Source organism: Nocardioides sp. YIM B13467 (assembly GCF_042788075.1).
Classification (GTDB): Bacteria; Actinomycetota; Actinomycetes; order Propionibacteriales; family Nocardioidaceae; genus Nocardioides.
Genome location: NZ_JBHZPJ010000001.1, coordinates 56,161 through 68,888, shown reverse-complemented (window position 1 = coordinate 68,888; position 12,728 = coordinate 56,161). Strand labels below are relative to the sequence as shown.

The following is a 12,728-nucleotide window of genomic DNA, read 5'->3' as shown; positions in this document are numbered from 1 at the left end:
AGGACGACGGCATGCTTCCGGGCCAGGAGGCGAGCCAGGGGAACGCGGTCACCCAGGACCTGTGCACCCGGCTGGCCGCCGAGTCGGTGACCCGCGCCTCTGTGGTGACCGGAGCCGGCGAGCGGGTCGTGGTGATCGGTGACTCCTGGGCCTCTGGCTTCGGGCTGGACGACCCCGGGCTGTCCTGGCCGCGCTATCTCGACGGCGAGGTGCGGGTCTCCGGCTTCGGTGGCACCGGCTACTCGCACGAGCTGATGGAGCGGTGCGGCCCGATCTCGTTCCCCGAGCGTGTTCCCGACGCGGTGGCGCAGGGGGCCGACCTGGTCGTGCTCGAGGGCGGCATCAACGACTCCAAGAGCGATCTCGACGACGTCGAGAAGGGCTTCCGGGCCACCCTGGACGAGCTGAAGGGCCACGAGGTGATCGTGCTCAGCGCGCCCAAGGTGAACTCCCGCGCCAAGGCCATCCGGGTCGTCAACAAGATGATGCGGCGGGTCTCGGCGGAGTACGGGGTGACGTACATCAACGTCTTCGACCTCGAGCTGCCGATGCTCGCGGACAACACCCACCTGACGGTGGCGGGCCACATGCAGTTCGGGGAGATCGTCGCCCGCCGGATCGCGGAGAGCCGATCGGAGACTGTCCCCGCCCACGGCTAAGGTTGCCCGAGTGACCGCAACCGAGACCGCCTCCCAGACGCCCGTACGTGAAGCCCTGGCGGATGCGGTCGCGACCCTCGGCGGGGCCACCCGCGAGGGTCAGGTGCTGATGGCCGACGCGGTCGCGCAGGCATTGGCCGACGAGGAGCACCTGCTGGTCGAGGCCGGCACCGGCACCGGGAAGTCGCTGGCCTACCTGGTCCCGTCGCTGCTCCACGACAGCCGGGTCGTGGTCGCCACCGCGACCCTGGCGCTGCAGCACCAGCTCGTCGAGCGCGACCTGCCGCGCCTGGTCAAGGCGATCGGCTCGCGCCCCGGCGTCGACGCTTCCTACGCCGTCCTCAAGGGCCGCTCCAACTACGCCTGCCTCCACCGGGTGCGCGAGGGCGCCCCCGACGACCAGGGCACCCTGGTCGACGTCCCGCTGGGCCCGATGGCCGAGAAGGTCCTCGAGCTGCGCAGCTGGGCCGAGAAGCAGGCGGAGAAGGGCGGCAGCGGCGAGCGCGACTCCGCGCCCCGTCACACCGACCGCGAGTGGCGCCAGGTCTCCGTCAACCACCGCGACTGTCTCGGCGCCGCCAAGTGTCCCTTCGGCGAGGAGTGCTTCGCCGAGGTAGCCCGCGACAAGGCCCAGAAGAGCCACCTGATCGTCACCAACCACTCCCTGCTCGCGATCGACGCGATCGAGGGCGTGCCGATGATCCCGGAGTACGACGCCGTCGTGATCGACGAGGCCCACGAGCTCGTCGCCCGGGTGACCCAGGCGGCGACCGACGAGCTGACCGCGGCCGAGGTGGAGCGGGCCGCCCGACGGGCCCAGAAGCACATCGAGGGCTCCGAGGCCGATGACCTCGCCGACGCCTCCGACGCGTTGCGCGCGGCGATCAACGAGACCTCGCCCGGGCGGCTGATCACGCTCCCCGAGGTGGTCTCGGACGCTCTGGTGCTGGTGCGCGACGCCGCTCGGTCCGCACTCTCCGCGCTGCCGAAGCCGAAGGACTCCGAGGGCGCCGACCCCGGCTTCCAGCAGGCCAAGGGTGGCCTGCAGGAGGTCTTCACCACCGCCGAGCGGATGGCCGCGGCCTCCGAGCACGACGTGATCTGGCTCAACGAGGGCGGCGACCGGATCCCGCCCCGCCTCTGCGTCGCGCCGCTGCAGGTCTGGGCGCAGATGCGCGAGAAGCTGCTCACCGAGAAGACCGTCGTCTTCGCCTCGGCGACCCTCAAGCTCGGCGGCGACTTCGGCCCCGTGGCCGGATCCCTCGGGCTCAAGGCGGAGGAGCGCACCGAGGTGGGCGCCGGGGCGCAGCGTACCGATGACGTGCTGCCGTGGATCGGCCTCGATGTCGGCAGCCCGTTCGACTACGGCAAGCAGGGGATCCTCTACGTAGCCCGCCACCTGCCTCCTCCCGGACGCGACGGGATGGGCGCCAAGACCCTCGACGAGATCGTCGACCTGGTCGACGCCGCCGACGGGCGTACGCTCGGGCTCTTCTCGTCCCGGCGTGCCGCCGAGGCTGCCGCCGAGGTCGTGCGCCAGAAGCTGCCTCACCTGACCACGCTGGCCCAAGGTGACGCCCAGCTGCCCGAGCTCGCCGCGCAGTTCGTCGCCGACCCCCACACAGTGCTCTTCGGCACCCTGTCGCTGTGGCAGGGCCTCGACGTCCCCGGCGACACCTGTCAGCTCGTGATCATCGACCGGATCCCGTTCCCGCGGCCCGACGACCCGCTGATGTCGGCCCGGCAACAGGCGGCCGACAAGGCCGGCGGCAACGGGTTCATGCAGGTCGCCGCCACCCACGCCGCGCTGCTGCTCGCGCAGGGCGCCGGCCGGCTGATCCGCACCACCACCGACCGCGGCGTCGTGGCCGTGCTGGACGCCCGCCTGGCCACCGCCCGCTACGGCGGGTTCCTCAAGGCCAGCCTGCCGCCGATGTGGGCCACGACCGACCCCGACGTCGTACGGAAGGCCCTCAAGCGACTCTCGGAGATGGCCTCGTCCTAACCGAAAACGACGCCGAGTCGGCTCGTCATGACGAGCCGACTCGGCGTGGGTTGGGTCAGCGGTAGGTCTTCGCCCACCAGCGGTGGGTGGCCTTGTCGGGGGTCGCGACGCCGTGGCACGAGAACGCGGTGCCCTGGCCGCAGCTGAAGTTGCTGCTCGCGTTGGCGAAGGTGACCTCGACCTTGCGGATCCGCTTCGAGGAGAAGCCCTCGATGGTCTTGGTGGCGATGCCCTTGCTGTTGGGCTTGAGGTAGTAGACGCCGCGGGTGCCGTCGGTGCGGAAGATGCTGACCACGGCGCCGTTGGCGTTGGGCCGGGCCACGTCGACCTTGATCCGCAGCTTCCAGCCCTTGCCGACGTTCTTCGGGACGAGGCGCTGGGAGGCGTAGGTCAGGTGCTTGAGGGTGAACTTGCCGTCGACGGTCTGTCGCTTGGCGGGCAGCGCGGTGCGGCCGTCGTAGACCGGCGGGTAGTAGGCCCGGCCTTCGCTGTAGGTCTTCGAGGGGGCCAGGTTTGCGGCGGCGAAGCGGATGTACTGCTGCTTCAGCGTGGTGCCCCGAGCGGCGAGCGCCTGCCGGATGGCGGTGGTCGAGTAGGTCGACGGCGCTCGGTTCCAGATCGAGAGGACCACCTCCGGCAGGGTCCCCCGCTCCTTGGCGAAGCGCTCGGACAGGTAGCGGAAGAAGATCCAGTTGCCGTAGATGCCGAGGTTGGACGCGTAGGAGTTGTCCAGCGGCTTGCGCTGGTCCTCGAGCTGGCCGTAGCCCAGGTATTGCCGGTTGTCGTTGATGCTGTCGTAGACCTCGTCCTCGACCCAGGTCGCGGTGGACTCCATCATCCAGCGGTCCTCGCCGGCGTCGTAGGCGAACTGGACCGCGTGGAAGTATTCGTGAGCGGCGGTCACCCGGAGGTTCTCGGTGGGCGTGTTGACCGTGCCGTACTCGCTGGTGGCGTAGTCGTTGTCCATGACGCAGTAGGCCGTCGCGGCCGTCTTGGAGACCTTCGTCTCGGGCGCGCAGTAGCCGTAGTAGCCCTCGTCGTAGAGGTTCTCCAGGTAGATGTCGACCTTGCCCGGGGTGACCGACTTGTCGGCCGCGGGCTTGCGGTAGCCCGCCTGCACGTAGAGGTTGTGGACCTTCGTGACCACGTCACGGACCTGGTTCGCATACGTCGTCGAGGCACGGTCGCCGCCCTTGCCCGGCGTGTAGTGGACGCAGACCACGTCGCTGCAGGTCTGGGTCGCGGTGCGCGGGCGGGCGAGCAGCTCACGCGCGGCCGCCTTGTTGGAGCCGTCCAGGGCGTCCTTGGCGTTCCACAGGTCGGTCAGCGCGATGGTCGCGTCGGGCCGACCGGCGACGTGCCGCCCGGGCACGACCTGGCGGGTGCCGCGCACCGACTGGTTGCGCTTGACCTTCTTGGCTGCGGCGAGCGCCTCCCGGGCCGCCTTCTCCGTCACCGGCTGCTCGGCGCTGGTGTCACCGCCGGTCCGCACCGAGGTGGCCGGCGTCGAACCGGTTGCGGGCATGGTGGCGACGAACGTCGCGACGACCATGCCTGCGATCAAGACGAGGGATCGTTGTTTGCGGTTGATCCGGCGGGCAATGTTTCGCATGAGATACCAGACGTTCGGGAAGGCAGACCTGGGCAGTCTAGGCGCAGAGCGTCGCTGTGTCCGGCGGACACGGCCTAGACGGGCTGCGTGACGTGATGGAGCCTGTTGCTTCCGGTTGCGGTGGCGTACGACCTGGTCCAGGTGGCGGTGGTGTTGGAGTCCTTGCGCTCGCCGATGACGTACCAGTCCATCTGGGCTCGGTTGCGGGTCACGTCGAGGACGGAGTAGCCGTGGTCGTCGAAGTTGAGGTAGCGGACGTGGCGGTTGGCGGTCCTGATCATGTTCTCGACCGTCAGGCTGACCGTGCGGCGCGGAGCGCCGAGGATGTCCTTGAGGTTGTTCGAGGTCACCGAGGTGGCCACGAACTCGACGCCGGCGGTCTTGCCGAGCGGGTAGACGGCGGAGTCGTACGGCAGGTCGCAGGCCCACGCGGAGTGGATGTCGCCGGTGACGAAGACGGTGTCGGTGATCGCGTTGTTGCGGATGTGCTCGAAGAGCTCGGTGCGGTCGGCGGTGTAGCCGTCCCACTGGTCCACGTTGTAGGCGATGCCGTTGTCGGGCAGCAGGCCGGTGACGTCGTTGATCGGGCTGATGAGGCTCTTGGGGAGCGCGCCGAAGGTGACCGGCGCGATCATCACCGGGTTGCCGACGATCTTCCACTGGGCGTCGGTGAGCAGGCCGTCCTTGAGCCAGGCCAGCTGCTCGTCGCCGGTGATCGTGCGGTCGGGGTCGTCGACGCCGGCCAGGTCGGTGCGGGCGACCTGCTGGGAGCGGTAGGAGCGCAGGTCGAGCATGCTCAGCTCGAGCAGGTTGCCGAAACGCAGCCGCCGGTAGATGCGGTCGTGGAGGTGGCCGTCGGTCTCCACCGTTGCTGTGCCGTCCACGCGCAGCGGCATCCACTCGTCGTAGGCCTGGTTGGCGTTGGTCTTGCGATCGATCCAGTCGTACTCGCCGGGCTCGTTGTTCTCGGCGCCCAGCAGCCAGGCGTCGTTGGCCGACTCGTGGTCGTCCCAGGTGACGATCCAGGGCAGCCGGGCGTGGGCGGCGGAGAGGTCGACGTCGCGCTTGTACTGCGCGTGCCTGATCCGGTAGTCGGCCAGCGTGTGCATCTCGTGGGCCGGCTCGTGCGGCCGGACGTCCTCGTTGGCCATGCCGTAGCCGTACTCGCCGGGCGCGTACTCGTAGAGGTAGTCGCCCAGGTGGAGGATGGCGTGCAGGTCGTCACGGGCGGCCAGGTGGCGGTAGGACGCGAACCAGCCGGCCTGCAGGTTGGAGCAGGAGACCACCCCGAAACGTACGTTCTCCGGGGTTGCGTCGGCGGCCGGAGCGGTGCGGGTGCGGCCGACCCGGCTGGTCTGACCGTTGTAGGTGAATCGGTAGAAGTACCAGCTCTCCGGGGCCAGGCCGGTGACGTCGAGCTTCACGGTGTGGTCGCGGTCGGGGCCAGTCTGCTGGGATCCCTTCGCGGTCACGCGGGCGAAGTCGGCGGTGGGCGAGACCTCCCAGCGGACCAGGACCTCCTCACCCTGCCCGGACCCCGGAGTCGCGTCCGCCGTCGGCGTGACCCGGGTCCAGATGACCACGCGGTCCGGGAGCGGGTCGCCGGAGGCGACGCCGTGCTGGAAATGGTTGAGCGTGCCGCCCGCGGCCTCCGCGGGCTCGGGAAGTGCGATGGCACCGGCTCCTGCGGCGGTCGCCAGCCCGGCGGCGATGAGGGTGCGGCGGTCGATCTGCGTCTGGATCACGCTGTATGGAACGACGCAGCCGCCGGCCCTGTCATGGGCCGGCGGCTGGATTTCACGCAGTGTTCCCGGACTGGTTCCGGGAGGTGTGGCGCAGGGCTCAGAGGCTGCGCAGGACCGCCGTCACCTTGCCGAGGATCGTCGCGTGGGTGCCGTCGATCGGCTCGTACGCAGCGTTGTGCGGCAGCAGCCAGACCTTGCCGTCCTTGCGGGAGAGCGTCTTGACGGTGGCCTCACCGTCGATCAGCGCGGCCACGATCTCGCCGTTCTCGGCGGTCGGCTGCTGGCGCACGACCACGAAGTCGCCGTCGCAGATCGCCGCGTCGACCATCGAGTCACCGGAGACCGAGAGCAGGAAGAGGTCGCCGTTGCCGACCAGCTGCTTGGGCAGCGGGAAGACGTCCTCGATGCTCTGCTGGCTCGAGGTCTCCTCGGCCAGGATCGGGCCACCGGCCGCGATCCGCCCGACCAGGGGGACCATGGCGGCGTCGGGGTTGGGGTTGATGTCGGCCTCGGCGGTGATCGTCGACTCGGGCTCCTCGCCGGACATGGCCTTGCGGTGGGCCATCACCTCCGGGAGGAAGACCTCGAGGGCGCGCGGTCGCTTCGGGTCCTTGCGGATCAGACCACGCTGCTCCAGCGCACGGAGCTGGTGGGCGACGCTGCTGGTGCTGGTCAGCCCGACCGCGGCGCCGATCTCTCGCATGCTGGGCGGGTAGCCGCGCTGCTCGATGCTGTCGCGCAGGTGAGCGAGGATGCGCTGCTGACGCGGCGTGAGCCCGGTCGCGTCCGGCGGCCCGTCGGGCAGCTCGCGGACGCGGCTCTTCTTCGAACCGCCTGATCCGGTGCCTGTCTTCTGCGTGGTCATGTCACCACATTAGTCCCTCTGGCACCACCACATCAAACATTTGTTCGACCTCATGGGCGGCGCGTGTCGGCGTTCGAAAATTCTTGGGGTCGCTACTTGCGTTGTTCGAACACGTGATCTACCTTCGAACATGTGCTCGATCGAACACGTGATCGAGAGACTTGTGATCAGGAGGCCGTGAGATGAGTGCAACAGTCTATGTGCTGCCCGTAGCCGAGCCGCCGCGCCCGGCGCCGGAGGTGCGTCGCTCGACCGTGCGACTCACTCGTCGCGGCCGAGTCGTCGTGTTCGCATTTGCGCTCGTCGTGCTCTTCGGGATCGCGTTGATCGGGGCGAAGGTGGCGTTCGCGGTGGAGAACGGTGCGGACAAAAGCCCCTCTCCCTCCGCCCACACGATGGTCGTCGGCGATGGTGACACGCTCTGGGACATCTCCTCGAAGGCCGTCGCCGGCACCGACTCCTCGATTCGGGAGATGGAGCAGACGATCAAGGAGCTCAACAGTCTCGAGTCCTCGATGCTCGTGTCCGGACAGACGCTGATCGTTCCGACCGCGCCGTAAGGCGCCGCACAGATGTCCGGCTGCTCCTTCGAGGGAGTCAGCCCGCGCAGCGGGCACCCTGGCAGCCGGCTACCGGGGAAAAGAGTGAGAGTGCTGCAGACGATGGGAAGCGTCTGCAGCACTCTCGCTGCGTCGGGTCAGTGGCGCCCGCGGTAGGGGTTGTCCGGCTCGGCCGGCGGCCACTGCTTGTTGCGGGTGCTGTGCCGCGGCGGCCACTCGTCGTCCGGCTCGACCGGCGGGTCCTGGGGCTGGCGCTGGGTGGGCATCGCCTGGGTCGCGGCGGGATCCTGGATCAGTCGAGCCCGCGAGCCGGTCTGGCCGTAGCCGGTCGGGGTCTGGTAGGCGCCGGACTGATACTGCGGGGAGCCGGCCTGCTGGGTGGGGTAGCTGTCCGTGCCGTATCCCTGAGAGCCGTACCCCGGAGTGCTCTGCGGCGTCGACGTCGGTGTCGGCGGGCTGGAGTAGTAGGGCTGTGGCGTGGGCGGCGGGCTGGTCGGCGGCTGGTAGGAAGGTGCGCCGTAGGCGGCCCGGCTGCCGGTGTTGCCGTAGCCCTGATCGCTGCTGGGGTAGCCGTACGGCGACTGGGAGCCGGTGTCGGTGTAGGCCGAGCGGTTCGAGGTGTCGCCGTAGGGCGGCTGGCTCCCGGTGTCGGAGCTGTGCCGGCCGTAGCCGGTGTCGTCGTAGCCGTAGGAGCCGGTGCCGTAGTAGTCCTGCTCCGGGTAGGCCTGCTCAGGGTAGGCCTGGTCGGAGTAGGCCGGGGCCGAGTAGTCCTGCTCCTCGACGTAGGCGTTGGAGTGGCTTCCGGTGTAGTCGTCGGCGGGTGGCGTGGTGGGGGAGCCGGAGAAGGCCCGCCAGGCCTTCCCGGCGAAGGTGAAGGTCAGGAAGAGGCAGGCGACTGCAACGACCGCCGCGATGGCGAGCTTCGCCCAGGCGCCGGATTCGCCTCCCCGTGCGTCGGCCCCGAAACCGACGGCGACCCACACGAGCACTCCCCAGATGACGAGGAATGCCAGTGTCGCGATCGCAGGCAAGATGAAAGGTGGCCGGGGACCGCTTCTGGGGCGCGTGCCTCTCCGCGACCCGACGCGATTTCCTCCGGAGATGTTTGTCACGGGGGTCATTCTTACTCATCCAGGCCAGTCCGTCGCCGCTGAACCGGAATCTTTCGGTGTTTGACCGGCGACACGCCGGACACGCGGGTAAACGCGACCCTCGCTTGCATCGTCGTGGGGGCGGGCGTACGGTTACCACTACATCTAGTAGTTACACCGCTGTAGTTATCCACATCTAGTTCACATGAACAGGCGGATGGCCCACAGCGATGGGGGTGTTGTTCCACAGGGACTCACGCTCATATCCACAGGTTCCACAGGCTCGGGCCGCCGATGAGACGGCCTGGATCCACAGGTCTCACGAGAGGGGCTCGACCGTGCACTGTCCGTTCTGCCGACACAGCGACACCAAGGTGCTCGACTCCCGCGTGGCCGAGGACGGTGGCCAGATCCGGCGCCGCCGGGTCTGCCAGGAATGTGGGAAGCGGTTCACGACCGTCGAGCAGATGCAGCTGATGGTGGCCAAGCGCTCCGGCGCAGCGGAGCCGTTCAGCCGCGACAAGGCGGTGCACGGCGTACGCAAGGCATGCAAGGGCCGGCCGGTCACCGAGGACCAGCTCGCCTGCCTCGGCCAGGAGGTCGAGCAGGCGCTGCGCAGCCAGGGGCTGGCCGAGGTTCCCAGCAACGAGGTGGGGCTGGCGATCCTCGCGCCGCTGCGCGAGCTCGACGAGGTGGCCTACCTGCGTTTCGCGAGCGTCTACCGGGCCTTCGGCTCGGTGGAGGACTTCGAGCGTGAGATCCAGATGCTGCGTACGGAACGGGAAGTCCAGGACTTCGAGGCAGAACATCCGGTCGAGGCCCCGGTGGGCTCCGACTAGGTCCCACGGGACACACAGACCGGCCCGGGCAGGCCGTGGGGAAGCGACCTGCTCGGGCCAATCAACGGCACAGCCAGCGGAAACAGATAGAACAGAGCAAGGACTCCACCATCAGCACCGACCAGCAGTACGGCACAGCGATCGATGACAACAGGGGGAACGAAATGACAGACACGGCAGCAGAGGCACAGGCATCGTCGAAGACGGGCGCCGGGCTGAAGATCGAGCGGATCTTCAGCACCGAGGGCGTCCACCCTTACGACGAGATCACCTGGGAGCGGCGCGACGTCGTCCAGAAGAACTGGAAGACCGGCGAGACCGTCTTCGAGCAGACCGGCGTGGAGTTCCCCGACTTCTGGTCGATCAATGCCTCGACGATCGTGACGACCAAGTACTTCCGCGGCGCCATCGGCACCGAGAAGCGTGAGCAGAGCCTGAAGCAGCTGATCGACCGGGTCGTGAACACCTACGTCGCCTCCGGCAAGGAGAACGACTACTTCGCCTCGGACGCCGACGCCGACCTCTTCGGTCGCGAGCTCACCTGGCTGCTGGTCAACCAGCACTTCGCCTTCAACTCGCCGGTCTGGTTCAACGTCGGCACCGAGTCCCCCCAGCAGGTCTCGGCCTGTTTCATCCTCTCGGTCGACGACTCCATGGACTCGATCCTGAACTGGTACAAGGAGGAGGGCCTGATCTTCAAGGGCGGCTCCGGTGCCGGTCTCAACCTCTCCCGCATCCGCTCCTCCAAGGAGCTGCTGAAGTCCTCCGGCGGCACCGCCTCCGGCCCGGTCTCCTTCATGCGCGGCGCCGACGCGTCCGCGGGCACCATCAAGTCCGGTGGCGCCACCCGTCGCGCGGCGAAGATGGTCGTGCTCGACGTCGACCACCCCGACATCGAGGAGTTCGTCGAGACCAAGGCGCGCGAGGAGGACAAGATCCGCGCGCTGCGCGACGCCGGCTTCGACATGGACCTGGGCGGCAAGGACATCTCGTCCGTGCAGTACCAGAACGCCAACAACTCCGTGCGCGTCTCCGACGAGTTCATGCGCGCCGTCGAGGAGGGCAAGAAGTTCGGCCTCCGGGCGCGTACGACCGGTGAGGTCATCGAGGAGATCGACGCTCGCGAGCTGTTCCGCAAGATCTCGATCGCCGCGTGGGAGTGTGCCGACCCGGGTCTGCAGTACGACGACACGATCAACGACTGGCACACCAACCCGGAGACGGGCCGGATCACCGGCTCCAACCCGTGCTCGGAGTACATGTCGCTGGACAACTCCTCCTGCAACCTGGCGTCGCTGAACCTGCTGAAGTTCCTCAAGGACGACGACACCTTCGACGCCGTGCGCTTCCAGCAGGCCTGCGAGGTCGTCTTCACCGCGATGGACATCTCCATCTGCTTCGCCGACTTCCCGACCGAGGCGATCGGCGAGACCACCCGCGACTACCGCCAGCTCGGCATCGGCTACGCCAACCTCGGCGCGCTGCTGATGGCGATGGGTCTGGGCTACGACAGCGAGGGTGGCCGCACGATGGCCGCCGCCATCACCTCGCTGATGACCGGTGCCGGCTACAAGCGCTCGGCCGAGCTGGCCGGTGTCGTCGGGCCGTACGCCGGTTACGCCCGCAACGCCGAGGCCCACCAGCGGGTCATGCGCAAGCACCAGGCCGCCAACGACGCGGTCCGCTCGATCAACCCGGTCGATCGCAACATCATCGACGCGGCGACCCGCGTGTGGAACGACGTCGTCGAGATCGGCAAGGTCAACGGCTTCCGCAACGCCCAGGCCTCGCTGCTCGCGCCGACCGGCACCATCGGCTTCATGATGGACTGCGACACCACCGGCATCGAGCCCGACTTCTCGCTGGTCAAGTTCAAGAAGCTCGTCGGTGGCGGCTCGATGCAGATCGTCAACCAGGTGATCCCGCGCGCGCTGAAGAAGATGGGCTACCAGCCCGAGCAGATCGAGGCGATCGTCGCCTACATCGCCGAGCACGGCCACGTCATCGACGCCCCCGGCCTGCGCCAGGAGCACTACGAGGTCTTCGACACCGCGATGGGCAAGCGTGCGCTGCAGCCGATGGGCCACGTACGCATGATGGCCGCGACCCAGCCGTTCCTCTCCGGTGCGATCTCCAAGACCGTCAACCTGCCCGAGACCGCGACGGTCGAGGAGATCGAGCAGGTCTACATGGAGTCGTGGAAGCTGGGCCTGAAGGCCACCGCGATCTACCGCGACAACTGCAAGGTCGGCCAGCCGCTGGCCGACGGCAAGTCGGAGAGCGCCAAGAAGGACCAGGGTCTCTCCACCGCTGCTCCGGAGGCTCCGGCCGCCGAGGTCGAGCCCGAGGTCGTCGAGAAGATCATCGAGAAGATCGTCTACGCGCCGACCCGCAAGCGCCTGCCGAAGTCCCGCGTCTCGCGCACCACCTCCTTCACGGTCGGTGGCGCCGAGGGCTACATGACCTCCGGTGCCCACGCCGACGGTGAGCTCGGTGAGGTCTTCCTCAAGCTCGGCAAGCAGGGCTCGACCCTGGCCGGTGTCATGGACGCCTTCTCCATCGCGGTGTCCGTCGGCCTTCAGTACGGCGTGCCCCTGGAGACCTACGTCTCCAAGTTCACCAACCTGAAGTTCGAGCCCGCCGGTCTGACCGACGACCCGGACGTACGCATGGCGCAGTCGCTCATGGACTACGTCTTCCGCCGCCTGGCGCTGGACTACATGTCCTTCGAGGACCGTTCGGCTCTCGGCATCTACTCCGCCGACGAGCGTCAGCGCTACCTCGAGACCGGCTCCTACGAGCAGCTCGGCAACGGCACCACCGCCGCCGAGCTCGTCCAGAAGCCGGCTCCGGAGCGCAAGGCTGCTGCTCCTGTTGCCGAGCCGGTCGAGGCCGAGGTCGAGGAGGAGGCCGAGGTCGTCGAGGAGGCGCCCAAGGCCACCGCCCACACCACCGCCGAGCTGCTCGAGTCGATCAGCGGCATGGCTATCGACAGCCCGCTCTGCTTCACCTGCGGCACCAAGATGCGCCCCGCCGGCTCCTGCTACGTCTGCGAGGGCTGCGGCTCGACCTCTGGTTGCAGCTGAGCCTGAAGGCTGAATGAGTCCGGTCCCGCACCCGAGTTCAGGGTGCGGGACCGGACGGCATTTTTGCTGGGTTCTTGGCGTTCCACCACACGCGACCGTTCTGGGCGGTTCACATCGTCGTCGTTCAGAGGAATCGAGCACGAATCGGAGCAGCACGGAGTCGCCCGCGCCCACGTGCTTGATGACCCGTGGGTTCCCACGTCGCCGTCTCGATCGGTCGGGCCACTCGCAGGCCCAGGACACCCGCGAACGCTGGCCTTCCGGCC

9 protein-coding genes are annotated in these 12,728 nt (G+C 68.4%); 5 read left to right on the top strand and 4 right to left on the bottom strand.

From position 1 onward, the window contains the following. Both ACFX43_RS00335 and ACFX43_RS00330 read left to right on the top strand, forming a co-directional pair. On the top strand, nt 1–659 hold a 659-nt coding region (locus tag ACFX43_RS00335; protein WP_378815693.1), incomplete at its 5' end, for an SGNH/GDSL hydrolase family protein. Between the two features lie 10 nt (nt 660–669). Beyond that, entirely contained in the window at nt 670–2,664 is a 1,995-nt protein-coding gene (locus ACFX43_RS00330; protein WP_378815691.1) for an ATP-dependent DNA helicase, read from the top strand. A 55-nt stretch (nt 2,665–2,719) separates the two neighbouring features. On the opposite strand, the gene ACFX43_RS00325 is transcribed toward ACFX43_RS00330, so the two are convergent. From ACFX43_RS00325 to lexA, 3 genes are all read right to left on the bottom strand, one after another. Continuing rightward, nucleotides 2,720–4,228, bottom strand: a complete 1,509-nt coding sequence (locus ACFX43_RS00325; RefSeq protein WP_378815690.1) for an MXAN_6640 family putative metalloprotease — start codon at nt 4,226–4,228, stop codon at nt 2,720–2,722. A gap of 122 nt (nt 4,229–4,350) precedes the next feature. Beyond that, nucleotides 4,351–6,021, bottom strand: coding sequence for an alkaline phosphatase D family protein (locus ACFX43_RS00320; RefSeq protein WP_378815689.1), 1,671 nt, complete (start codon nt 6,019–6,021; stop codon nt 4,351–4,353). Nucleotides 6,022–6,118: 97 nt separating this feature from the next. Then, nucleotides 6,119–6,886: a transcriptional repressor LexA gene (gene lexA / locus ACFX43_RS00315; protein ID WP_160025424.1), complete on the bottom strand. Its 768-nt coding sequence runs from the start codon at nt 6,884–6,886 to the stop codon at nt 6,119–6,121. Nucleotides 6,887–7,068: 182 nt separating this feature from the next. Between lexA and ACFX43_RS00310 the strand changes: the two genes are divergently transcribed. Continuing rightward, nucleotides 7,069–7,446, top strand: coding sequence for a LysM peptidoglycan-binding domain-containing protein (locus ACFX43_RS00310; RefSeq protein ID WP_378815687.1), 378 nt, complete (start codon nt 7,069–7,071; stop codon nt 7,444–7,446). A 137-nt stretch (nt 7,447–7,583) separates the two neighbouring features. Here ACFX43_RS00310 and ACFX43_RS00305 read toward each other — a convergent pair whose 3' ends face one another. Further along, the gene (locus ACFX43_RS00305; RefSeq protein ID WP_378815686.1) at nt 7,584–8,477 is read right to left on the bottom strand and encodes a hypothetical protein; all 894 of its coding nucleotides are present in this window, start codon (nt 8,475–8,477) and stop codon (nt 7,584–7,586) included. 398 nt (nt 8,478–8,875) lie between these two features. Here ACFX43_RS00305 and nrdR point away from each other — a divergent pair, with 398 nt between their 5' ends. Together nrdR and ACFX43_RS00295 are read left to right on the top strand one after the other, a co-directional pair. Further along, a complete protein-coding gene (gene nrdR / locus ACFX43_RS00300; protein WP_160025421.1) occupies nt 8,876–9,376 on the top strand; it encodes a transcriptional regulator NrdR in 501 nt (166 codons plus the stop codon). Between the two features lie 164 nt (nt 9,377–9,540). Continuing rightward, entirely contained in the window at nt 9,541–12,462 is a 2,922-nt protein-coding gene (locus ACFX43_RS00295) for a vitamin B12-dependent ribonucleotide reductase (RefSeq protein WP_378815684.1), read from the top strand. The last annotated feature ends 266 nt before the right edge of the window (nt 12,463–12,728 follow it).

Bases quoted from the DNA above. Each gene is read 5' to 3' on its own strand.
- ACFX43_RS00295 (WP_378815684.1), top strand. From the start codon at position 9,541: ATGACAGACACGGCAGCAGAGGCACAGGCATCGTCGAAGACGGGCGCC.
- ACFX43_RS00310 (WP_378815687.1), top strand. From the start codon at position 7,069: ATGAGTGCAACAGTCTATGTGCTGCCCGTAGCCGAGCCGCCGCGCCCG.
- lexA (WP_160025424.1), bottom strand. From the start codon at position 6,886: ATGACCACGCAGAAGACAGGCACCGGATCAGGCGGTTCGAAGAAGAGC.